Source organism: Wolbachia endosymbiont (group A) of Andrena helvola, from assembly GCF_964028415.1.
In the GTDB taxonomy this organism is placed as follows: domain Bacteria; phylum Pseudomonadota; class Alphaproteobacteria; order Rickettsiales; family Anaplasmataceae; genus Wolbachia; species Wolbachia pipientis.
Map to the genome: position 1 here is coordinate 1,337,028 of NZ_OZ034779.1, position 24,654 is coordinate 1,361,681.

The following is a 24,654-nucleotide window of genomic DNA, read 5'->3' on the forward strand; positions in this document are numbered from 1 at the left end:
TTCATTGATTTAATATTGCCTGTGGAGGAAATACTATATCTTGGTTAACAAATACTTTCAATGCAGTGCCTTGATCAACATAAATAGTTGGTTTTTTATCTGTATATCTGCCCACTACATCCCGCATATCTTTAGAAAAATCCTCGATTGATTTCCCGATTGCTTCATCATAAACAGACTTGCTTTTTCTTTGAATTTGTTCTAACAGTTGATTTACAATTTCCAGGCTTATATTTACCTCGTCTTCTTCAATTCCTAGTGCTTTTGCTATTTCCTCTTTCATTATTTTTAGTAAATCTTGTCTGCTTTTGGCACTCCGAATTCTTCCGATAGCCCCAAGGCCTAATTTCCATTTGTCACTAGATATCTTCTTTTCTGGGTCAATAATGAGTTGGAGAGAAGAAAAATCTATTTCGGTTGCAGTGATAGACTTTACTGCATCTCTGATAGTTAGCGTATCAACAAGATTAGAAGCCTTTTGCCCTATAACAGCAGAACCAATCGAAACACCAGCAAGTGTCACCGAAGAGAATAACGCACTTACTATTTTGTTATCAACTATTCCTGCTATTCCTGCTCTACCAAGCTCGTCAGTACTAAGTGATGAGATTGCAATATCTATTCCATGTGGCAGAATCACTCTATTCCAGTTTATATTTACACGAGATTTAGCAACATTCGAGTCAAATGAATAACTGCCTATCAATCTTGAGCCTTTAGGTATTAAAACTGTATCACCAGTTTCTGCATAAACATCTCTACTCACCATAGCACGCAGCATTCCTTGCAGATCAGAGTTTATTGCAGTTTCAAGAACAGCATCAATAATTTTACCTTGAGTAATCATTAAACCAAGCTTTCCTACTCTGGTAGCTTTGCTCGATTGTGCTGAAGTGTCGGATAAAATAGCATCAGCAGCCTTGTTCTCTCCACTACCACCTGAAATTGTCAACATCTGTGCACTACGTCTGTCTCTAGGATAACCGCCACCCCCTATTGTAGGAAACGAGGTAGGTAAATTGCCCATAATATTACTAGAAGGAAAATTTTGCTTTGGCAAAATAGGTATATTTGACACAGGAGTTTCTTTTGGTTTCTCTTCTTCTTTTTTCATCACTTCTTCTTTTCTAATTTGTTTTATTTCTGGTATGATTAGTGGTGTAGGAAGAGGAGGTAAGGGTGGTAAGGGATCAGTTATTATTCTTTCAGGAACCATTACATTATCTGGAACTTGTTCCAACTTTCCTTTCAATTCTTGAACGTTTTGCTTTGTTTCCTCTTTTTTAATAACTTCTGAACCCTCTTTAGGAGAAGGACTAAAATAGAGATAATACACTCCACCAGCCAGAAGCACTAAAATAATGACCATCAATGCCCTATGACCTTGATTAGAGCCAACTGTTACTACCTTATTCTCTATTTCTGATTCATCTTCTGAATTGTTACGCCTTTCTTTATTCATATTGCATGTACCACAGCTAAAGTGACCTATTTATAATTTCAACTTCACCATCTTCATAACGCATAAATAGCTTTTTATGTACTCCTTTTATTATAACATAATCATCAAATAACAGCCTTTTACAAGGTTTATCCTCCCCTTCTACAAAAACCTGAGGTATTTTATTATTATTTCTAAATTTTAAATAGGTTAAATAACCATCATCAAATAACTCGATCGGAACTATATCCGCATTACCACCTTCATCAATATATGTATAATTGTACTTCGTATCATTTTCTTGTATTATTTTTTCTAGCTTGTCTGTAGTATATTGCATTTGAGTAGGTAAAGAAACCTCATCTAAATCAACATCAAATTCACCTTCTTCTTGAGGATAATAAAAACGTACTACGTAAGATATATCCTTTTCAGCAGAATAATCGTGATCTACTTTCTTAGCATCAGTATCCGGGTATTTATCGTAGTTTGGCCTTGAGATTAAATCAAAAATGTAATTTCTTTTTTTAGTTGTCGTAATAATCATGTTAGTGCGACTACTAACTTCAAATGGCATGATAAGCAATTTATTGTCATAAGGATTAATTTTCCAACTTGATGCATCACCAACAGCGATATTTTTAACTTTTTCTCCTTCCGCAAATTCAATATAAGAATAGTAACCCTGACTAAAAACCACCGTAAATACTTCATTAGGGCTATACACAAAAGTCTTTATTCTACTATCTATAGAAATAGGCTCATTATAATTAATGGATGCGTTTAAATTGCCACTTACAAGTAAAGCTAAAACTAATAATATCCTATACATATTCATCATCTACTCTATATGAAATAACTTGAAATCCTAATGGGTTAATATATCTTTGCTGATCATCCATTTCAAGCGATGCATATCTATATGACATAATAACTATCTTATTTTTTCTCGTAGAACTTCCATCTTTTCGTGTAAATTCCACAAAAAATCTCACCTGAAGAGCATCGTTACCCAACTTTTGAATTGAGCGAATTTTAAATTCACTTTTGGTATCTGAATATAAATTAAAAAGATCATCCATATTCTGCGATCCTACATAATTTCTAAATTCATTATACACATTAGGTGAGGAAAACAACCTCACCTTTGTATAATAGTTATAATTATAATGATATGGATCAAAAACCTCCCTTGCTTTTATATACTCTGAAATAAAATAATCGTTTAGCGCTTCATCTGCAGAATACTGTTTTACTGTGACAGGATCAACCAATTGCACTATTCCTGATTTCTTGTCAATTTCTATAACAAATGGCTCAATAGTGCTACTTGTGCTAATTTTAAATATGACTAATATGCTGATAGAGATCGTTGCTAATAATATTAATGCAAATAAAAGTAGAATATTCCTTTGAGCAATAACTGTGCTGTAGCGGTTTGAATTCCAATTTATATCCTTATCTAAGGATTCAGTATTTTTTTCTCGCTTAAAAAATCTTAGCATTTTAGTATTCCTAAAAATCTTAACTTATGTTAATAAACATAGCAAATTAACAAAGTAGTTACAGCAAAAAAGCTAAAAAACTCTTAATCTATGGCCTAATTTACCAAACTTTGTCTCCATATATGAATCGTTATATTTATTACGTTCCACAATAAGTGGTAGACACTTTGTAACTCCTATACCACTACTTTCCAATTCTGACAATTTCCTATCATTGTTTGTAAGTAATTGGATTTTGTTAATGTTCAATTTCTTAAGCATTTTAGCTGCAACAGCAAAACTCCTTTCATCATCTTCAAAACCCAATATTCTATTTGCATCAACAGTATCAAGATTATGTCCTCTTTGCATACTGTACGCTCTTAACTTATTAGTTAAACCAATGCCTCTTCCATCTTGCATCAAATACAATATAATACCACTTCCAGAGTCAGCTATCATTTGAATTGCTTGATGTAACTGACTTCTGCAATCGCATGACAAGCTATCTAACAAGTCACCCGTATAGCACGAAGAATGAATTCTCACTAATGGTTCGTCATCTTTATCTGGATTGCCAATGATAATTGCATGATGTTCTCTTCCACCACTTTCGGTTCTATAAGATATGATATTTACTTCTTGAGTCTGTTTTAAAAATAATGATGTTTTGCACACTTCATATACATCCTGATTTTCTTGAAAATTATTTATGAATGACGTGTCCAGTGCAATAACGTCATTTTTCTCGCACCAATTTCGCATTTCATGGTTATTCTCAAAAGTCATATCAGCCACTAACGCGTATGGCAATAATTCTGAGAACTTAAGCAAGGCAATAGCACATTCATCTATTGTCTTTGAGCATTGCAACTCTTTTATGCAATCTTCCTTTGAACAGTTTATTAAATAGAGCAGTTCATCAAAATTATTCACCAACAGACGTTTGCTGTTATGTTCTTTATTCTGAGATATGTATTTTACCTTACTTGAAGTTAAAGTAACATATACATTACTTGATGTAAGCTTGTATTGATTAAATAAATCTCTTTCTAAAGCCTCAGCAGCAGCAAACAATAGGTAATTACTTTCATCATATATTACAATTGGCCGACCGCGCCTGATTTCGCTGATAGCTCTTTCTACCTTATTGCTACTCTGATTTCCTATAAACATTTTTACCCATATTAAACAGCGATAAAAACTGGTGCGGCCGAGAAGACTTGAACTTCCAAGGCCTTATGAGCCACAGCGACCTCAACGCTGCGTGTCTACCAATTCCACCACGGCCGCACTATATTCTAGTTTTTATATAATTATTTTAAATTACTTAATCATTTTAGAATTTTTCATCTAGAGTGTCAATCTGATACTAGAATAATTTAGAAATTGTTTGTATAATTTGATTATGAATTTTGTGATTATAAATTTTAATCATTTAAGATAACCTTACTACTAATTTTTAACTTAGGTTTTTATACAAATGAATATAGCTAATATCTTTATTTTTTTAGCTCTCTCTCTTATAACTAGCTTTCATTTCGTCCATGCACAAATATTATACACATGGTCTCAAGTTATCCCAGAAAATAAACTAAGCATACGCGCAATTACGGACAATGACATGTGTCCCATTGTTTATGTTGATGGCGAGGAAACAGAAATGCTGAATCGCAGCTCAATTAACAATGGTGATCATAACGAAACAGTTTGTGAACTGACAGTACAAACAAGTGCCAAAAACATTAGTATTGAGGATCTACGGGTTCCTATATTACCAAAAAAGGTTAATAAAATTGCTTTCATTGGTGACACGGGCTGTAGAATAAATATGTTATTTCAGCAGGAATGTAATTCGGTAGATAGCTGGCCTTTAAAAAAAAATTTAGATTCAATCGCCCTTCATAAACCAGATTTAATTATCCATGTTGGTGATTATCATTATAGACAAACAAAATGTAGAAATACAAAAAAGTGTGGCGATATTTATGGATATAATAAAGAAGTTTGGTACGCTGATTGGTTTGAGCCTGCAAAGGATATTTTATCACAATCCCCTTTCCTTTTTGTTCGTGGAAACCATGAGAGTTGTGATAGAGCTTATGAAGGATGGTTCAGGTATCTAGATTCATACCCCTTTTCGTCTGAAAAATGTGGAAACTTCGTTTCTAGTTGGTCCTTAGATGCTGGACCGATGAAATTTTTTATCTTCGACTCTTCATCCGGTGAGGATATTTTTACAACCCAAAGCACAATTGATGCTTTTGAGAGGCAATTTGATAAATTGATACAAAATAGTTCTGACAAGCCCATGTGGTTTTTAACTCATAAACCGCTTTGGAGATCTCCAAAAAAAGAATTTTTGACATTAAAAAGCCATGGTAATCTTACACAAATCGAAGCTTTTGGAGATAAATTTCCAAGCAATGTTACTACCATAATTTCTGGCCACATTCATATAGCCCAGATTTTATTAATGGATAATGTTCCAGACCAAATTATAGTTGGAAACGGTGGTGCATCATTACACGCTCAAGATCAAGAATCTGTTTATCAAAATGTAGAATTTGACTATTCAAATGGTAAAAACTACTTAGCACACGAGGTTAGAAACTTTTTTGGCTTTGGCTTTGCAATACTAAATTTAGATGATCACGAATTTACCTTCTATAATCAACACAATAAGGAAATGTATTCTGCGAAGCTAACAGAAGATTTTAAACTTAAACGGATTAAAACTATAGTCGATTCATTTTAGGATTTGTTATTAGCTATTTTAAAAACGCTACTTAAACATTTTTTTTAATCGATTGATTTCATCAGCAAATTTTGAGTCGGTCTTTATAAAATTTTCTACTTGTTTTACTGCATGTATAACAGTAGCATGGTCTCTGCCACCAAAGTTTCTCCCAATATCTGGTAGGCTTTTTTGCGTAAATTTTTTGGCAAAATACATAGCTATTTGTCTTGGCCTTGCAAGACTGCGAAGCCTTCTATTGGATTGCATATCTGCAACCTTTATATTGAAAAATTCAGCTACTTTCTTTTGTATTTCTTCTATTGTGACTGACCTATGATTTGACCTAAGAAGATCGATTAGGGTTTCACTAGCTGATTCTACCGTCATACTTCTTCCAATTAATGAGGTATGGGTAACCTTATTTAATGCTCCTTCTAATTCTCTTATATTAGATTTTATGTTCCTTGCTAAAAACTCTAGGACATCTTTCGGAACATACATATTCATCTGCTCCACTTTTGCCTGCAATATACCAAGCCTTAATTCAAAAGTTGTTTCATTAATATCTGCCACCAACCCCCAACCGAGTCGTGATTTTATTCTTTCTTCCACTCCATCAAGATCACTAGGAGACCTATCAGCTGATATAACCAATTGTTTATTTTGGTCTATCAATGCATTGAAAGTGTGAAAAAATTCTTCTTGTGTACTATCTTTACCACTGATAAATTGCACATCATCTACCATCAATACATCTACTGATCTAAATTGCTCTTTAAATAACATAATATCTTTGCTTCGCAGCGCTGTAATATATTGGTACATGAATTTCTCTGCTGATAAATACACCACTTTTCTTTTTGCTGATGGGGAATTGACTATGTGCCAAGCTATAGCATGCATTAGATGTGTTTTACCAAGTCCCACTCCACCATATAGAAACAAAGGATTGCTGCCTAATATTGGATCTATAGATTCTGCCACACGCTTTGCCGCCGTAAATGCTAATTCATTTGGCTTTCCCACTACAAAATTATCAAAGGTGAACCTTGGATCCAGCGGCGAACCAAGATTATGATTACTTTCCTCTCTGTTTTTTAGTATAACATTAAAATTTGAATTCCTCTCCTCAATTACTTGAATATCAATAGAACGTATACTTTTATCTTCGCTTTGCCATAATGATAATATTTTTTTCATGTAATGAACTGTAATCCACTCTTTTATAAACCTTGTTGACACGGATAAAAGAACTTCCCCATTTCTGCTACTGACAAATTTTAGTGAACTCAGCCAGCTATTATATGTTGCTTCTCCATAAAGATTATAAAGACAATTTTGGATTTTTTCCCAAGTAACATTGTGATCCGTTACTGTAATAATCTGATCAAAAAATATAGTAGAAACCTTAGGGCTAGTTAAGTTCATATACCACACCAAGAAAAAAGCAATAATTAGAAAAATATAAGATAATCAATAGCTTACTGCAAAATGAAAAGCTAATACTACTTAATACATACTAAAAATTATGGTGATTTTTTGATGGGTTGTAAAGGGTATAAAAACATTAAAATTGATCATTTTTATTTCAAAAAAATGAAAAATTTGTAAATGTCGCTTGTATCGAGGATTAGAAGCATGCTATTAAAAACAGTAATACATTATGTATAAATAAGATGTTAAATTTACTGGCAAATAAGTAAAGTATTCATATAAATATAGCTAACCTAATATAGATTTACTGAAGCAAATTTATGATTATATTAAGTAATTTGAGTTGTTATGCTGTATTCGGTATTGAACTAGAGTTTTACATTGAAGGAATAGAAAAAGAATACTTATTTCTGAATAGCATCAAAAATAAAATAGCATCTCTTGAATTTTCTTGCGAGAAGGAGAATTCTACACATCAGTATGAGATAAAAAGTGGTTGTTATACGAACTCCTACAATTTAATTAAGCATTTTGAGTTAGCAAAACAATCACTTACTGAAACAGCACAAAAACTAGGTGGGAATGTTTCTTTTAAAGCAAAGCCTTATTTGGATAGAGCAGGCAGTGCATTAAATGTGCATGTTAATCTCGTGAATTCAAATAACGGTAACTTATTTTATATCAATGAGCAAAAGTACAGTGACTATCTGATTCATAGTATTGGTGGATTATGTGCAATGATGAAAAAACATATGTTGTTTTTTGCTCCAAATGATGATTCATATTTAAGATTTCAGTATCCGGATATTCACACTCCAACTACGATTAGTTGGGGGGTAAATAACAGAACTGCTGCGATAAGAATTCCCTATTTTGGCAACGATTCCAAAAGATGCCGCCTGGAGCACCGTGTTCCTGGAGCAGACTGTAACCTTGAAAAAGTACTTACAGCAATAATTGAAGGTATAGTTTTTGGTATAGAGAACAAAATTGCTCCGCCAAATAGGGTCTACGGCATTGCATCTGATCCTCAATATAAGATGAAGAGGTTAATATAACAACTATCTATCAAATCCTAATCCGTTAAACCCCTTTTGGGTAATTGGCTGTTCTAACATTTTTCTTACATCATTATCTACATTTTCGCACTGTAATAGCAAGTCTGCAGCAGATAGTTTCTGCGTGCTTTTAGACTTAAGCCCTACATTGGTAAGGTCGCTCGATGGCTGCTTAGGAAGTGGATTACCAGACACATCCATGTGCTCAGGAAGAGGTTTCATCTGATTCTTTATAAAGCTAGAGCTATTTTGTGTAAGAGTTTCATTATCTGGATCTGGCATACCAAGAACAATCTTGCCAGGCACTACCATAGTTTTTGTATAATCAACAGGATTACTATTTTCAGCATCTATAGTCTCAACATGAATTGGTTTGCCAACCGCATTTATAGGGCCACCAAGTCCGTTCTTCATGTATTCTTGTGCTCTTTTCCTTATTATTTCTTCTTCTAGCTCAGTTTCAGTTCTTTTTGGTTCTTTTACGGTACCTTTTTCTTCACCTTCATCTCCTGAAACACCAGTAATTTCAGCAGGCTGTTCTTTTTTAGTTCTTATTTTATGAATCAGCGAAAGTAATAAGTAAGTAACTGCAGCAGCAGAAACGATAATGGCTATCTTTGCGGCAATGTGGATTGCTGTTAAAAATATTAAAGCTGATAAAGCTCCAGCTAATCCAGACACAATAACTTTATTTTTGCCTTTTGTTATATTTAGAATTGCCACCATAATAACCTCTCAAATACTGCTCTAGAATTATTATACAGAAATTTTCTTATACTTGCAATTTTGCAAAAATTTTAATTATTTGCGTAAAGTTTTAAAGCTACACAAGGATTAATTAATATGCAATGTATCTCGACTATAATATTGTACAAACGCACATATTCAGCTAACATTCAACATGCAGAGCTTACTCATAGAGCGAAACAGGGCGGTGGTATTATTACTTATAGTAATTTTTATCTTCGGTTCATACGTTTATGTAAAAATGCCAAGGGAAAGCAATCCTGGTATACAGATTCCTATAATCAGCGTGTTTGTTGGACTTCCTGGGATTTCTGCTCAAGATAGTGAAAAGCTATTAGTGCTTCCTATAGAAAATGAACTAAGATCCATCGAAGGTGTAAGAGAATTGAGAGCTTTTGCAACTAATGATGGTGCTCACATGATACTCGAATTTGGAACAGAGTATGATAATAAAGAAGTGCTCGATAATGTCCGTTCAAAGCTTTCAAACATAAAATCGAAGTTACCTGTTGAAGCGGAATCTCCGATAATCAATGAAATAAACTTGAGCTTATTTCCGATACTCAATGTCGGCTTAATTGGTAATTTGCCAGAAAGAGCCTTAACTGAAATAGCACGCAAGCTAAAGAAAGAAATAGAATCTCTGCCAAATGTTCTCAAAGTTGAAGTGGCAGGTATGCGTAAAGAAACAGTGGAAGTGATAGTTGAGCCCACAGTTCTAACAAAATATAACATTCAATCAAACGAAATATTCCAAGCTATATCAAGCAATAACAGACTAGTGGGAGCTGGGTCACTGGAAAATGATACCGGTAAATATTCGATTAAAATATCAGGGTTATTAAAAGATATAGAAGATATTATGAATATTCCTATTAGATCTCAAGGCGATGCAGTTTTGAGAATCAAAGATATAGCAAAAGTATACCCTAGGTTTGAGGATCACCAAGGATTTGCTCGCATTAATGGATTACCTAGTGTCGTGCTAGGAATTTCAAAACGTAACGGAAAAAACATAATAGACACAGTAAATCAAGTAAAATACTTAATGGATAAGGCAAAAGATCAATTACCTGAAAATTTAAAAGTGGTGTACTTAAACGACCAGTCAAAAAACGTCCGCGATGTGCTTGATGACTTGGAAAACGGCATAATATTTGCTGTGTTGTTAATATTGATCATAATGATGCTTTCTATGGGAACAAGGATTGCTATTCTTGTGGCACTCTCGATACCCGGTTCCTTTCTCATTGGGATAATAGCTCTTTACTTTATGGGTATAACCTTAAATATCGTTGTGCTCTTCAGTTTAATTATGGCTGTTGGCATGCTGGTTGATGATGCAATTGTGATCAGCGAATATGCCGATAGAAAGATGATCTGCGGAATGGACAAAGTAGAAGCTTTTTACACTTCAGTTCGTGATATGTTTTATCCGGTTCTATCATCAACGTTAACTAAATTAGCAGTGTTTTTTCCTCTATTATTCTGGCCTGATACTGTTGGTAAATTCATGCAGTACATACCAATTACAATAATCCTAACTTTGACTGGATCGCTCATTATGGCTTTGGTTTTTATACCAACACTTGGTGCAATATTTGGTAAGCCTTCGATAACTTCAAAAAAAGAAATAAAAAAAATGAGTGCTATAGAAAGTGGTGAAATAAAAAATGCTGGGCCTATAATAAGAGCTTACGTACGCATGCTAGAGAAGGTTTTGGATCATCCTAAAAAATTCGTATGTGCTACTGTATTCGTTTTGTTTTCATTTAGTGTGCTGTACTTTACTTTTGGTCCTGGAGTAAAGTTTTTTCCGAAAGTGGATTCAGATAATATTTTAATCAGTGTTAAAGCAAAAGAAAGCTTATCAGCCAAAGAACGAGATCTGATACTCAAAGAAGTGGAAGAACGCATTTTGAGCATTGAAAAAGAAATTCATGTTTCTTATGCTAGATCAGGAGCATTTTCAGACAACGTTATCGCCAGAATACAACTAGAACTTATGGATTGGCGCTTCAGGCGCAAAGCTAAGCACATACTAAATGATATAAGGAGCAGTGTGCAAGACATGAAAGGAATAATAATTAATGTTCAAGAGGAAAAGCCAGGACCGTCGGCTGACAAGCCAATACAAATTAACCTCAGCGGAAGTGTATCCAGTTTGAATTTAGCAGCAGAGAAAATTCTAGAAATTATGAACCAACCTTCATCCGGGTTTATAAATATTCAAGATAGCAGATCAGCACCTGAAATAGAGTGGAATATGAGTGTTGATAAGAGTAAGGCTACAAGCTCTGAAGTAAGTGTTGCAACCATTGGCGATTTTATAAAGATGGTTACAAATGGAGTATTGATTGGAAAATATAGACCAAATAACACGGATGAAGAAATCGATATTGTACTCCGTTTCCCCAGAAAGGACCGCAATATGAAGACTATAGACAATCTTTTTATCAATACAGTTAATGGCCCGTATCCTATGAGCAACATAGTAAAATATGCTCCCGAAAAAAAGGTAAACAAACTAAACAGGATTGATGGATTACGCACAGTGACAATCTCTGCTGACGTTGATACTGGCTATCTTGTTGATGAAAGAGTAAAGTTCATTCAGAATTCTATTGCCCAGGATTGGGACAAGGGAGTAAAAATTGATTTTAAAGGCGACAAAGAAGATCAACAAAAATCAGGAGCATTTTTGTTAAAGGCTTTTATATTAGCGATTACACTAATGATATTGGTATTAGTGACACAGTTTAATAATGTATACCATACATTTATCGTAATGACAGCAGTGTTTTTATCCACAACATGTGTGTTTTTTGTTTTCTTTCTTATCCAACAAGTTTTCGTAGTTGTTATGTGTGGAGTGGGGATAATTGCTTTGGCAGGAATTATAGTGAATAATAACATACTATTGCTTGATGCCTTTCATCATCAAATTAAGGTACACAAAAATGACATCAAGCGATGTGTAATAAACGCTGCAATTTCTCGCGTTAGGCCAATATTGCTTACCGTTGCAACCACAGTTCTTGGTTTAATACCGATGATTACCAGGTTAAATATCAATTTTTTTACGCTACAAATCACATATGATGCTCCATCAAGCCAGTGGTGGGTTGACATTTCAACAACCATAGCAAGTGGAATATTGGCTGCAACGGTTTTAACTTTATTCTTTACTCCTGCGTTGCTTGTTATACAAAAACATGAAAAAACTTGACTTAAATTAGCAATCATTTAACATTTAAGATAGTGTTCTTTGCCCGTTGGAGCTATAATTATAACTAATTACATTGGATTTATTTATTATGATTGCTAATCGTAAAAGCAGTGTTAAGCAGAAAAGTAACAAGAATAACATAGTTGGAAGCCTTGATGTAATAAAAACAGCAGGAGAGCTTTCACTTCAAAAAGGTTTAGATTTTGATGTTGTAATAAAGGCACTAGAAAGTGCTATAGAAGCAGTGGCTCATCAAAAATATGGTAGCAAAAGTAAAATTGTAGTTGATATAGATAGAAACACAGGCAAAGTTACTTCATATAGAAAACTAAAAGTTATTGATGATGAATCAAATGAAAAAGAGAATACTGAGTGTGAATCAATTACGCTTACACAAGCTAAATTAATAAAAGGAGATGCAAAAGTTGGAGATACTGTTAGTGAATTGCTCTCTCTTAACACTGATCTTGCTTCAGCAAGAATTGCCCAGCAAAAGATTGCTCAAGTAATTAAAGATGAAGAGTCAAAAAAGCAATATGAGGAGTTTAAAGATAAAGTGGGAGAAATAAGGTATGGTATTGTTAAACAAGTAGAATATTCAGATCTTATTATAGACATAAATGGCACTAGGGCATATCTTCCATTGCGAAATTTAACTGGTGGTGAATCATTTCGTGAAGGTGATAAGGTTAAAGCTTACATACAGACTGTTAAGCGCTCTGATGATGGACGTCAAATTATTCTTTCTAGGACTCATGAAGGCTTTTTGGAGGCATTATTAAATCAAGAAATACCAGAAATTGCTGACGGATTAGTGACAATTAAAGGTATAGCTAGAGATGCTGGCTCAAGGTCTAAGGTTGCCGTTTTCTCTCCCGACAAGAACATTGATCCAGTAGGTGCTTGTGTTGGAGTTAAGGGAGATAGAATAAAAACTATTATACACGAATTAAATGGTGAAAAAATTGACGTTATAAATTACTCCTCAGATTTGGGTCAATTTGTTATTAAAGCCATTACTCCTGCAGAAGTATCGAAGGTTATTATTGATGAAAATGAAAATTGCATAGAGTTAATAGTTGCTGAAGATCAATTGAGTTTAGCGATAGGAAAAAAGGGCCAGAATGTAAGATTAGCTTCAGAGCTTGTTGGATGGAAAATTGAGATATTAAGCACTCAGCAAGAATCAGAAAGGCGAAGTAAAGAACTTAGTCAATGTTCAGCTTTATTTGCTGAAGCTTTAAACTTAGAAGAGATTATGGGTCAGCTATTGGTAACAGAAGGTTTTTCAAGTGTAGAAGACATATCTAGCGCTTCAATTAAAGAGCTTGCTTCAATAGAGGGCTTTAATGAAGATATTGCAAACGAACTTCACAATAGAGCAAACAAGTACCTGAAAGCAGAAAATGATAGAAAAATAGAAGAGCTAAAAAGTTTAGGTATGGAGGATGATGTAATCAATTTAACTTTATCAATAGACAATAAAATTGCTCTTAGTAAGCATGATATTAAGACTTTAGAGGACATAGCAGATTTATCAAGTTATGAGTTTTGCAGCATACTCTCTTCCTCATCCGATAGCAAAGAAGATCTAAAAGATACAGTAGATTCAATAATCATAGAAGCACGTAAAAAGCTTGGATTAATATAATAAAATAATATGAATAATGAAGATATCAGTGATAAAAAATTAACGCTCCAAGGCTTAAGCAAGCTTAAATTAGACCTCAATTTAAACTCTTCAGCTAGCCCAAGTACTGGAGCTACAGTAGTAAAAAAAAGAAGAAAAAAATCTCATGATGCAGAAGAACATAATTTATTTGACGAGAGTAAATTATGTTCTTTAACAGAGAAAGAACAAATTTTTCGCATTAATGCTGTGCAGAATGCTGCTTTGCTGAAAGAAAGAAATCAGAGAGAAGAAAAAGAGAAAACAGCAAAAGAAGACAGCAATAAAGAGATTGACGAGAAAAATGAAGCGGACGCTTTATCTAAGGAAATAAATAAGCAAGTTTTAAGTAATACCCACTTAGTTGAACCAAAAGAAGATAGTATTGACCATGAGGACAACGATAAAAAGTCTTTTAAAGTCAACAAAGATATATATTCTAAGCATTCTAAACTGGTAATTGCACAGGCAATAGATGAAAAAACTGAACAACCCCCTGTATTTAAGCAAAGGTTTGGTATAAGAGGTAGAAAGTCAAAGTTTACTAAGGGTAAAAATATATCAAGAGAAGTTATTGTACCAGACAAAATAACTATCAGGGAGTTATCTATTCGTATGGCAGAAGATAGCAAGAGTGTGCTAAAAATGTTCAAAGAAGAAGTTGGTGAGAGTTATAGAGTAGATGATCTGGTGGATCCAGATATAGCATGTGAAATAGTGAAAAAATTTAATCATACGGCCAAACGAGTGAGCGATGTCAACAAAGAAAAGGATTTATTTTTTATAGAAGGCAGAGAAAGCCTGCTTAAAAAACTTAAACCACCAATCGTCACTTTTATGGGCCACGTCGATCATGGTAAAACCTCATTGCTCGATGCATTTCGTGAATCTAATGTTGCAGAAAGAGAGTCAGGTGGCATAACTCAACACATAGGTGCTTATCAAATAACGACAAAAGATAAGCAAAAAATTACTTTTATTGATACACCAGGACATGAAGCGTTCACTGCGATGCGTGCATGTGGTGCCAATATTACTAATATAGTTGTAATAGTAGTTGCAGCTGACGATGGAATCATGAAACAAACAGTTGAAGCAATAAATCATGCAAAAGCAGCAAATGTTTCCATCATAGTTGCTATTAATAAAATTGATAAATCTGAGCCTGGTGATGTAGAAAAAATAATTAATAGTTTGCCTCAATATGATCTCATCCCTGAAGGGCTTGGTGGTGATGTTATGATTGTGCCAGTATCAGCAAAAAAGAAAACTAATTTAGATAAACTAGAAGAGACGATTTTGTTAATCGCTGAATTAATGAAGCTAGAAGCAATAGAAGATTGTCGAGCACTTGGATGGGTAATAGAATCCAAAATAGATAAAGCGAAAGGAATATCAGCTACATTGATAGTTGAGGAAGGAACGTTAAAGGTTGGTGATATATTGGTAGTTGGTACAACATACAGTAAAGTACGTAGTATGGTTAATCACCTTGGTCAAAGAGAAAAAGCAGCACTACCCTCCGCTCCAATTGAAATTACTGGTCTAAATGGTGTACCAAATGCTGGAGATAAATTTGTTGTTGTAAATTCTGAAAAGCAGGCGCGTGAAATTGTTGAATACAGGCTAGAGTTGATCAAGAAAAAGAAAGAAGATTTGGGCGACAATAATTTAGATATATTCAGCCGTAATAACAGTGAAATAGAAGAACTATCTGTAGTTTTAAAGTGCGATGTAACTGGTTCTATTGAAGCAATATCAAGTTCAATTGATAAACTCGGTAAAGATCAAGTGAAATTAAATATCCTACACAAAGCAGTAGGAGGGATAACAGATTCAGATGTGCTGCTTGCAGAAGCATCAAGTGCAGTAATTTTAGCTTTTAATGTAAAAGTGGACTCAAAAATAAGGGACTTGGCAAAACAAAAAGGTGTAGAAATACATACTTATAACATAATATACGAGCTCATTGATGACATGAGAATGTATTTAACTAAAATGTTAAAGCCTGTTACACGAGAGGTTCGTGTTGGTTCTGCATCTGTAAGGCAAATATTTAATGTATCTAAAGCTGGTAATATCATTGGATGTTACGTAAGTGATGGAGTCATAAGAAAAGATTCTTTAATTAAGGTAATGCGTGGTGGCAAATTGGTGCATGAAGGAAAGTTAAAAGCACTACGTAGATTTAAAGATGATGTTAAAGAAGTAGGTGTAAACTTTGAATGCGGAGTATCACTAGAGGGTAATGTCGATATTAAAGTTGGAGATATTTTGGAAGCTTATCAATTAGTGCAAGAAGAAAGGGTGTTATAGTAGCTGGATATGAAAAAGGAAATTAGAAACCTAAAGATAGCATCGGTATTGCATAGAGCAATATCAAGAGTTCTAATGGAAGGTAAGGTGTTCAATAAAAATGTAGCGGTATCTGACGTAAAATTAAGTAAAGATTTGAAAAAAGCAGATGTATATATTGTGTTATCTTCATTGAATATTCAAGTAGCTGACTACTTAGATCCAGAAAAAAGACGCACTGGAGATCCTTCTGAGAATAATTGTGATATTAACACTGTTGTTAATGAAATGAACCAGTCTGCATGGTCAATACGTAAATCTATATTGTGTTATGTTGATTTGCGATTTATACCTGAACTAGTTTTCAAGCCTGACTTAGCGTTCGACAATTTTGTTAATGTAAGCAAAATATTACATAATCACACTTAATTAATGCATTTCAATCGTTACTTTTCATTAATGAGGTTGCACAGTTTAACGGGTTTGTGGCTTGTGCTATTTCCCAGTTTGAGCGGTATTCTTTTAGCCTCAACTTCTCTATCGTATCAGGTTCTTTTTCTCCTTGTTTTGTTTACTATAGGTGCATTTTTAATGAGACCCGCAGGGTGCATAATCAATGATATCTTCGATAGAAAAATAGATGCGCACGTTGAACGAACAAAATATAGGCCACTTGCAAGTGGTGCATTAAACATAAAGCAGGCTTTAGCTTTACTTTCACTGTTACTGTCTATTGCCCTGGTAATCTTATTATTAACTAATAAAACTACACTCATACTTGGAATAATCTCAATGTGTATGATAGCTACTTACCCTTTATTAAAGCGGTATGTTTGGTGGCCACAATTGTTCTTAGGGTTTACCTTCAATATGGGATCGCTCATGGGCTCAGCAGCAATAACAAACCAGATCAGTATAGAATCCTTGCTGTTTTATATAGGATGCGTCTTCTGGACACTTAGCTATGACACCATATACGCCCATCAAGATAAAAAAGATGATGAAAAACTCGGGATGAAATCTACCGCATTATATTTTGGTGATACAACAAAATCTTGGTTGAAAAGATTTTATTTAATATCTCTTATGACGTGGCTATATGCTGGTATCTTATCATCATTAAATAACATTTTTTATATTGCTCTACTTGCTGTAGGGTTCATATTTCACCGCCAATACAAAAATTTCAATCCTGACGATCCCAGTCAATGCATGTCCATATTTAAAAATAATTCCTACGTAGGGTTGCTTCTCTTTTTTGGCATCCTTTTAGATAGAATTATCACCTAGGTCTCAAGAGTTTCGGCTCTAATGAAATCAATAGACTCAGGTAGCCCGCAGAAACAAAAAAACTTGCTTGACAAACTCCGCCAGCCCTCTTATCATGAAACTGAAGCTATTGTATTTGCTTTCGCCAATCTGCAGATTAAAAGGTAAGGATTACTTAATGTATCGGCGTCTTATGTTCAATTTTTTGCAGTATATAGATACTGTATGTCTTTACAAAACTTCATCTACATCTAGATTTTTATCTAAATAAGCTGAACGCGCTTATAAAGCGTTACAAGACATCAAAAAATGCCAATACTCGACAGAGATAGTAAAAGACTAGCTAACTCGGGGATTCTTTGTCTTTTTTTCTGCTTAGTAAATTTCTTAAACATTTGCAGCGTAAGTTAGTTGCAATTAAAAGCGGCTGAATCTCGCTTGTCAAGCGTTTAAAACATAAAAAACGCCAATATTTTAAAGCGGATAATAACCCCAGGGCTTCTTTTGCCTTTTTTTTCATTTGGTAAATTTCTTAATATTTACAGCTAAACAACAACCGTCATCCCTAAGTATCCCGCTGCTTGTTAGCGGCTGAGATACCGCGAATGAATCGCGGTATGACGGTTCGCGGCAGGATGACGATAAGCTCGTCATCCCACTACTTGTTAGCGGCTAAGAGATACCGCGGCGGTATAGCTATAGGATGACAAAAAAAAGGGCACTGTGACGAACTTAAATCACAATTATCAGTTAATGCGGCATTATAAAAAACGCCAAACTTTTTTCTGCTTTTATGCAAGAAGTCTAGTCCATATATTCCTCCCACTTCTCCGCGACTTTCCTTACTATTTCCTCACTCATCTCAATTTTCTTTCCCCACTCTCGTTTGGTTTCAGGCGGGATTTTATTTGTCGCATCAAATCCCATTTTACCTCCAAGTCCACTTTCAGGGGAAGCAAAGTCTAAATAATCAATAGGTACACTTTCTATCATGATTGTATCACGCACAGGGTCCATCCTCGTTGACATTGCCCACATTACTTCCTTCCAATCACGTACATTTATATCATTATCAACAACGATAATAAACTTCGTGTATAAAAACTGCTTTAGAAAAGAAAGTATGCCCATAACAATTCTTTTTGCCTGCCCTGGATAGGATTTTTTTATCGACACTATCGCTATTCTATATGAGCAACCTTCCGGTGGCAGATAAAAGTCCACTATCTCTGGAAATTGATTGATAAGAATGGGCACAAAAATTTCATTGAGTGCTTCACCAAGAATCGATGGTTCATCAGGTGGCTTGCCAGTGAAAGTGCTAAGATATATCGGGTTTTTACGCATAGTAATTGCAGTAATATTAAATTCAGGAAATTGCTCAACAGAATTATAGTAGCCGGTGTGATCTCCGTATGGCCCTTCGTCTTGATATCTATCCAAACTCACATAGCCTTCCAGAACGATTTCCGCGTGAGCTGGTACTTGAAGTGGAATAGTCTTACAATTTACCAGCTCAAGCGGCTTCTTTCGCAGTAGTCCAGCAAATTGGTATTCTGACAATGTTTCTGGCACTGGAGTTACCGCAGCAATAATCGTTGCAGGATCACTACCGATCACAGCAGCAGCAGGAAATTTCATATTTCTGCCTTCTTCCTTCCAACGCTTATGGTGAGTTGCGCCACCCCTGTGTGCAAGCCAACGCATTAGTGTTGTTTTTTTATCTATAACCTGCATACGATATATTCCAAGATTAAAATTATCTTGCTTTTCTTTCGTGGGTCCTTTCGTTACCACAATTGGCCAGGTGATAAGTGGTGCAGGTTCATTTGGCCAGCATGTTTGAATGGGCAGTAGACTTAGGTCCACTTCATCTCCGGTTAGCACTACCTCTTGACATGGAGCCTTGCTCACGACTTTACTTCGCATCGATAACACGACTTTCAACAAAGGAAACATTTTTATAGCATCCTTAAAGTTTTTTGGCGGCTCAGGTGATTGCAAAAATGCTAAAAGTTTACCAAGATCTCTTAGTTCATCAGGGTTTATGTTCAACCCCAATGCAATCCTCTTAATAGTACCAAATAAATTCACCAAAACTGGAATCGAATTTTTGCCATTTTCTGTGATAACATTTTCAAAAATGATCGCTGGCCCTTTGCTTGACAAAACTCTGCGATGAATTTCTGTCATTTCAAGAACTGTTGAAACTTCCTCCTTAATCCTAATCAGATCTTTTTTTTCTTCTAAGGCTTTGATGAAGTCACGTAAGTTGTTGTACATATTCCAGTTTTTAAAATTTTAAGTTTACATTTAGTTTTCAAGCACTTTATTGAAATTTGACCTATGCACTACTTTCCTGCCTAGCGAGCTTTCAGTTAATTTGAGATCAAATCCTCATATTGCTTACTAAGTTTGTATTTCCTTCCTCTATTGGAAAAATCTACAATCTTGATAAACCCCATTTCCACCCACTTTTTACAAAGTTGCGCACTGGTACGAGGCTTAAAATTAAATAGTTCGCCAACCTGACTAGCTGTAATAGCGGAAAACTCCTGGAAGAGCTCAAGAGCTTTGCGTTGTTTAGGATCAAGCTTACGTATAAGATCAGTCTGATCAGCGTGGTATTCTTCTTTATTTATACGTTGTAAAACGTTCTCAAATGAATTTGCCATACCTTCTACGAAATACTCCACCCACTTAGTAATATCTGCTTCAGCTCGTCCCATGTAATAGTTGTGCGATGGACCTATACTGATTGCTTCATAATACGCTCCTAGATTCTTAGCATAATATTCTTCCAATGAATAAAGTCCTTTTAGGTCATACCCACCAAGGTGTAAAATTAATGTAGTCAACAATCTTGCAGTACGACCATTACCGTCATAGTAAGGGTGAATTGTTACAAATTGATAATGCGCAATACCTGCAATAATTGGGCAAGGCACTTGCTCACTGTTACGAATCCAATCAATCATACTGCTCATGAGCTTTGGTACATCCTTTGCTTCAGGTGGCATATAAATTATTGCACGTGTAAGACTATCGCGGATAACATTTTGACCATCACGATAAGGTGTTGATTTTATTTTAGATTTTCCACTTGCTATTACTAGAGCATGTAGTGTTTGAACAGCTTTCTCAGTAATGGGTATTCTCCTTGCTGCCCATTGTTCAACTTGAGTTAAAGCTGCATAATATCCTTTAACCTCATTTTCATCTCTCCTATATTTTGGAAAGTGGCTTTTACCACTTAAAACCTCTTCAATCTGTTTAGGTTCAAGTCGATTTCCTTCAATCATAGTAGAATAGTGTGTGGTATAAAGCCGTGCAGTTTCACGAAGAGACAAAAGCATTGATACAGTGAGCGGCAAATGTAACACTTTTTCTTTTGCTGCTTCAATCCTTATAAGACAACTAGCAATTTTAGAAGTAATCGTATAATTCGGCATCGGCATAATATCTGCATTACATTACTTCTATATTATGCTGATAAAATGCAGATAATACAACATTTACACGACGCCGACCATAAACAGCAATAAATTCGGCTGATTGAGAAAGAAGTTTGTCTTGTAGAATAGCTATTTCTTTTTCTCTGCCAATTATTGGTTCACTCATATGTTTATTCCGCGGAAAATTATACACAGCGGAATAAAATTATCAACTTTGTTTTACCGCCGTATTTACAGCGTGGCGGTAAAAGATAGAGCATCTCATAATTGGCTATTCTGGGGGTAGTTTGGTCACCTACATTATCAAGTCTTCTGATGAACTTTGTGACAATATACCTAATCATTGTACGTAAAGTTTGTATTCGAGGCAAAACTGACTATAAAATACACTTGATATAAATGTTTTTATATATTAACATTAGATGCTTCTTTTAATATACAGATAAATGTGTACTAAAAGTTTTATGTTGTAGGTTTTTAAATAAATTGTATGTCTAGAATATCGTTTTTATTAATTTTAATAATAGCAATAGCAAGCTTGCCGATAATAAACAATTGGCTTTCAAATCGCAGCCAAATGCTAAGCGATGATTATATAGGTGAGAAATTAGATAATTATATAAGCAGAAATTTTGATAAGATCGTAAAAACTCTCAAAGAGGAGTCGATTAAAAGTAGTTACGCTGCTCGAGATAATGTAACCAAAAGTAAAATTTCACAATACAAGGATCAAATATTTGACCTTACTTATCCTTACTCCGGAAATGAAAATAGTAGTGTTATAGCTGTAGGCTTCCTTGACTATTCTTGTGGACATTGCAAAGCTATAAAGAATGATATAAAGCAGTTAATTAACGACGGCAAAATTAAGTATATCTTTAGGGATGCTCCAATACTTGGTAACGCTTCTTTAAAGGCAGCAAAAAGTGCTTTAGCTGTCTATTTTCTCGATAAAGAAAAATATTTCGATTTTCACCATGCTGCTTTAAGTCACAAAGGAGAATTTTCAGACGAAAGCATATTGGATATAGTGAAAAACATAGGGATTGATGAGGACGATTTTAATGATTCCATAAAAGATAACGCGAACAAAATTGAGCAAATGATAAACAACAGTAGGCTTCTAGTAAGAGATTTGGGAGTAGGTGGTACACCTTTTTTAATAATTGGAGATAGCCTGTTTGTAGGAGCAACTGATTTGAATGTATTACGCAAAAAAGTAGATGAATTAAGTCACAAGCAAGGCTAGTTACAGTTTGCCATAAAATTTTATTTTTTTGCTTGACAACTCAAATGAACCTGAGTATAGTAACTGTGGGTGTGACAGCAGTTTAACTCAGTAGTCTCATCCACTTTCCATAGCGTCATTTACTATGTGAAACGCTTTCAAATTACAACATTTTCTTCAACCAAACTATTTTACTTTCACAGGAGGGTATATGTCATTCACAGAAATTAGATTTCCAGAAAATATATCTTATGGTTCCACTGGAGGACCGGAATTTTCCACTGACGTTGTAACAACTCACAATGGTTGTGAACAGCGCAACATCAATTGGTCTCATGCACGCACTAGATACAACATAGCTTACGGGGTCAGATCAAACGAGCAACTACTGGAACTAATAACATTTTTTCATGCACGAAAAGGTAAAGCAATAGGGTTTCGTTTTAAGGATTGGTCGGATTTTATAGCCATTAATCAAGAGATTGGTATAGGAGATAACAAAAAAACGACTTTTCAGCTAATCAAAACTTATGTAAGTGGGGAAGATAAGCATATACGTATGATCAAAAAGCCAGTACATGGGACAGTAAAGATTTATTTAAATGGTAAAGAAGAGAGTGAATATTCAGTAAATTATTCAACTGGAGAAATAACATTTATGAAGCCACCAGTAAAAGATGTGATAATCACTGCGAGCTTTGAATTTGATGTGCCCGTGCGCTTTGATACAGATTACTTAAACGCTTCTATTGATGACTATGGAAGCAATAGCTGGAATAATATCCCCTTGGTGGAAGTGAAATTTTAGTTATAAGCGAGCATAGATCCACATCATAGTAGGGCTACTAGTCACCATCAATTGAAAAAATTAAGCACCACTGAGGCTCTATATTTAAATGAGCCTTAGTATATGCAATTATTTTAAACTTTATCACCAGCTATATACTACAATGTTGCTGAGCTTTGCTAACATTTACACTTGAAGCTTGGGGAGATTCTAACTCAGTGCTTTTTTCTTCCTGCAAAATAGAAAGCTTCAACAACTCCTTTAGAGTTGATTTTGCAAGTGTTGTATCATCTTTGTTTAAGATGTAGTCTAGCATGCCGTTTTTCTGTAAGAGATTAACAAAATATCTATCTCCCTCATTAAGAACCTCTATCTTGTTAATACAAGATAATACTAAATCCGAATTCTTTGTTGCTAAAATTCCATTCAAAAAGATATCTAATTTTGTTTTATCTTCAGTTAAGTCTTCAGCTAACCTATTTCTGATATTCTCATTGTCAAACACAATGTACTCGAGGTACGAGGAAGGCTCAATAAGTATAAAGTCCTCTAAAGGTACTAGTTCTAAGAACCTGTCTTGAAAGGAGTTAAGCAGCTAATTTAGTAAGCATAGAAGTAATCATATTAAATAAGATATTGTTTTTTGAAGTAAGAGGAGAATGCTCGTAATCCTTGCTCATGCGTCTAAAATTGGAAAGCCAAGCAAAGGTTCGTTCTACAATCCAACGTTTAGGAATAACCTGAAATCCTGTATCAACCAATTTCTTGGTAATCGTTAGCAAACATCCAGTTTCCAACAAACATCGATTTTGTAATTTACCTTTGTATCCTTGATCAGCAAAAAACTTACGTAATGTTGGAGCTTTGCATTTAGCTTGAATAAAAAGATTGGTAGCACCATCACGATCCTGAATGCTTGCGCTGTGTACCTCTGCAGTAATTACAAGACCTAGTGTATCTACAATAATATGGCGTTTTCTACCCTTTATTTTTTTACCGGCATCATATCCTCTTGATCCCCTTTTTGAGTCGTTTTCACTGATTGACTGTCAATTATACCTACTGAAGGTGTTTCATTTTTACCAACCATTTTTCTTACCTCTTTTACTAGCATGTCATGTATTTTTTTCAATTTTCCATTATTACGCCACCTGATAAAATAGTCATACACCGTTTTCCATGGGGGAAAATCCTTTGGTAGCATTCTCCACTGGCAACCACCCCTCATTATATACCTTATTGCATTAATAATTGTTCTGATGTTATGTTTTCTTGGTCGTCCTATCGCTCCTTGTGCAACATAGGGCTCTAAAATTTCCCATTCCTTGTCACTTATATCACTTGGATACAATTTACCCTCCTATTTTTTGCTTACCTCATCATACTCTTTTCTTTATTCCCTTTCAAGACAGGTTCTAAACAGTTGTCAGCATAAGCAAATATTCCACACTCAGTAATACGCCCTCTTCTTCTCACAACACAGCAATTGAGACGACCATGATACATTGATAACAAAGAAAAAAGACGTATTATACTTGTACCTCTATCTTTCATTTCCTCGAAAAGCTTCCTATCATTTATTAATTTGTGCAAAATGTAATCCATAGCAGGACCTGATTTGCGGAAACGAAACATATTACTCTTTTCAAAAATGGCCTCAGCTAATTCGATAGATTCTTTATCCTCATCTACAAAAGCTTTTTCATTTCTATTTAACTGTATGATCTCAGCTTTGCTATCTCTGCGTAGACCAGTTCTCCTTATTAACATCTCAAATATTTTTGTATTCATATATATCCTATATTAATTAAAGTAAAT

General features: G+C 34.6%; 21 protein-coding genes and 1 tRNA gene. 9 read left to right on the top strand and 13 right to left on the bottom strand.

What is annotated here, in order from left to right; genetic code table 11:
- Position 1 precedes the first annotated feature (1 nt).
- The 5 genes from ABWU73_RS06945 to ABWU73_RS06965 all read right to left on the bottom strand — a co-directional run bounded on the left by ABWU73_RS06945 (position 2) and on the right by ABWU73_RS06965 (position 4,218).
- On the bottom strand, positions 2–1,462 hold the full coding sequence (locus ABWU73_RS06945) for a TrbI/VirB10 family protein (RefSeq protein ID WP_264329620.1): 1,461 nt from the start codon (positions 1,460–1,462) through the stop codon (positions 2–4).
- A gap of 16 nt (positions 1,463–1,478) precedes the next feature.
- Positions 1,479–2,279, bottom strand: coding sequence for a P-type conjugative transfer protein VirB9 (virB9, locus tag ABWU73_RS06950; RefSeq protein ID WP_174515708.1), 801 nt, complete (start codon positions 2,277–2,279; stop codon positions 1,479–1,481).
- Positions 2,266–2,946: a virB8 family protein gene (locus ABWU73_RS06955; RefSeq protein WP_151807683.1), complete on the bottom strand. Its 681-nt coding sequence runs from the start codon at positions 2,944–2,946 to the stop codon at positions 2,266–2,268. The genes virB9 and ABWU73_RS06955 overlap by 14 nt, the downstream gene beginning before the upstream one ends.
- A 72-nt stretch (positions 2,947–3,018) precedes the next feature.
- Positions 3,019–4,101 (bottom strand): GTP cyclohydrolase II, encoded by a 1,083-nt coding sequence (locus ABWU73_RS06960; protein ID WP_010082649.1) that lies wholly within the window; start codon positions 4,099–4,101, stop codon positions 3,019–3,021.
- A gap of 29 nt (positions 4,102–4,130) precedes the next feature.
- Positions 4,131–4,218, bottom strand: a tRNA-Leu gene (locus ABWU73_RS06965).
- A gap of 190 nt (positions 4,219–4,408) precedes the next feature.
- On the opposite strand from ABWU73_RS06965, the gene ABWU73_RS06970 reads away from it, so the two are divergent.
- Positions 4,409–5,683: a metallophosphoesterase gene (locus tag ABWU73_RS06970; RefSeq protein WP_209473146.1), complete on the top strand. Its 1,275-nt coding sequence runs from the start codon at positions 4,409–4,411 to the stop codon at positions 5,681–5,683.
- 27 nt (positions 5,684–5,710) lie between these two features.
- Here the strand turns inward: ABWU73_RS06970 and dnaA are convergent, their stop codons facing one another.
- Positions 5,711–7,093, bottom strand: a complete 1,383-nt coding sequence (gene dnaA, locus ABWU73_RS06975) for a chromosomal replication initiator protein DnaA (RefSeq protein ID WP_264329619.1) — start codon at positions 7,091–7,093, stop codon at positions 5,711–5,713.
- A 326-nt stretch (positions 7,094–7,419) separates the two neighbouring features.
- On the opposite strand from dnaA, the gene ABWU73_RS06980 reads away from it, so the two are divergent.
- Positions 7,420–8,157: a glutamine synthetase gene (locus ABWU73_RS06980; RefSeq protein WP_264329618.1), complete on the top strand. Its 738-nt coding sequence runs from the start codon at positions 7,420–7,422 to the stop codon at positions 8,155–8,157.
- Between the two features lie 3 nt (positions 8,158–8,160).
- Here the strand turns inward: ABWU73_RS06980 and ABWU73_RS06985 are convergent, their stop codons facing one another.
- Positions 8,161–8,883: a hypothetical protein gene (locus tag ABWU73_RS06985; protein ID WP_264329617.1), complete on the bottom strand. Its 723-nt coding sequence runs from the start codon at positions 8,881–8,883 to the stop codon at positions 8,161–8,163.
- 175 nt (positions 8,884–9,058) lie between these two features.
- Between ABWU73_RS06985 and ABWU73_RS06990 the strand changes: the two genes are divergently transcribed.
- From ABWU73_RS06990 to ubiA, 5 genes are all read left to right on the top strand, one after another.
- Complete coding sequence (locus tag ABWU73_RS06990) at positions 9,059–12,133, top strand: efflux RND transporter permease subunit (RefSeq protein ID WP_208571588.1); 3,075 nt, start codon at positions 9,059–9,061, stop codon at positions 12,131–12,133.
- An 88-nt stretch (positions 12,134–12,221) separates the two neighbouring features.
- Entirely contained in the window at positions 12,222–13,784 is a 1,563-nt protein-coding gene (nusA, locus tag ABWU73_RS06995; RefSeq protein ID WP_070357032.1) for a transcription termination factor NusA, read from the top strand.
- 9 nt (positions 13,785–13,793) lie between these two features.
- The gene (gene infB, locus ABWU73_RS07000) at positions 13,794–16,118 is read left to right on the top strand and encodes a translation initiation factor IF-2 (RefSeq protein WP_264329615.1); all 2,325 of its coding nucleotides are present in this window, start codon (positions 13,794–13,796) and stop codon (positions 16,116–16,118) included.
- A gap of 9 nt (positions 16,119–16,127) precedes the next feature.
- Positions 16,128–16,526, top strand: a complete 399-nt coding sequence (locus ABWU73_RS07005) for a ribosome-binding factor A (RefSeq protein ID WP_006279769.1) — start codon at positions 16,128–16,130, stop codon at positions 16,524–16,526.
- Positions 16,527–16,529: 3 nt separating this feature from the next.
- Positions 16,530–17,387, top strand: coding sequence for a 4-hydroxybenzoate octaprenyltransferase (gene ubiA / locus ABWU73_RS07010; protein WP_182319897.1), 858 nt, complete (start codon positions 16,530–16,532; stop codon positions 17,385–17,387).
- A 783-nt stretch (positions 17,388–18,170) separates the two neighbouring features.
- Here the strand turns inward: ubiA and ABWU73_RS07015 are convergent.
- From ABWU73_RS07015 to ABWU73_RS07025, 3 genes are all read right to left on the bottom strand, one after another.
- Positions 18,171–19,649, bottom strand: a complete 1,479-nt coding sequence (locus ABWU73_RS07015; RefSeq protein WP_264329614.1) for a UbiD family decarboxylase — start codon at positions 19,647–19,649, stop codon at positions 18,171–18,173.
- Between the two features lie 95 nt (positions 19,650–19,744).
- The gene (locus tag ABWU73_RS07020) at positions 19,745–20,818 is read right to left on the bottom strand and encodes a Fic family protein (RefSeq protein ID WP_259348578.1); all 1,074 of its coding nucleotides are present in this window, start codon (positions 20,816–20,818) and stop codon (positions 19,745–19,747) included.
- A gap of 16 nt (positions 20,819–20,834) precedes the next feature.
- The gene (locus ABWU73_RS07025; protein ID WP_007548541.1) at positions 20,835–20,987 is read right to left on the bottom strand and encodes a hypothetical protein; all 153 of its coding nucleotides are present in this window, start codon (positions 20,985–20,987) and stop codon (positions 20,835–20,837) included.
- A 324-nt stretch (positions 20,988–21,311) separates the two neighbouring features.
- On the opposite strand from ABWU73_RS07025, the gene ABWU73_RS07030 reads away from it, so the two are divergent.
- Entirely contained in the window at positions 21,312–22,070 is a 759-nt protein-coding gene (locus ABWU73_RS07030) for a DsbA family protein (RefSeq protein WP_264329613.1), read from the top strand.
- Between the two features lie 190 nt (positions 22,071–22,260).
- Positions 22,261–22,857, top strand: a complete 597-nt coding sequence (locus tag ABWU73_RS07035) for a TIGR02217 family protein (protein ID WP_264329612.1) — start codon at positions 22,261–22,263, stop codon at positions 22,855–22,857.
- Between the two features lie 130 nt (positions 22,858–22,987).
- Here the strand turns inward: ABWU73_RS07035 and ABWU73_RS07040 are convergent, their stop codons facing one another.
- The 3 genes from ABWU73_RS07040 to ABWU73_RS07050 form a co-directional block, all read right to left on the bottom strand.
- Positions 22,988–23,341 carry a hypothetical protein gene (locus ABWU73_RS07040; RefSeq protein WP_353285483.1) on the bottom strand — a complete coding sequence of 118 codons (354 nt, stop codon included), beginning with the start codon at positions 23,339–23,341 and terminating at the stop codon, positions 22,988–22,990.
- An 82-nt stretch (positions 23,342–23,423) separates the two neighbouring features.
- A protein-coding gene (locus tag ABWU73_RS07045; RefSeq protein WP_156518237.1) for an IS5 family transposase occupies positions 23,424–24,187 on the bottom strand; the annotation gives its coding sequence in 2 pieces (ribosomal slippage) (positions 23,424–23,833 and positions 23,833–24,187; 765 coding nt in all).
- Between the two features lie 20 nt (positions 24,188–24,207).
- Positions 24,208–24,627 carry a hypothetical protein gene (locus ABWU73_RS07050; RefSeq protein ID WP_353285484.1) on the bottom strand — a complete coding sequence of 140 codons (420 nt, stop codon included), beginning with the start codon at positions 24,625–24,627 and terminating at the stop codon, positions 24,208–24,210.
- Positions 24,628–24,654: the final 27 nt, after the last annotated feature.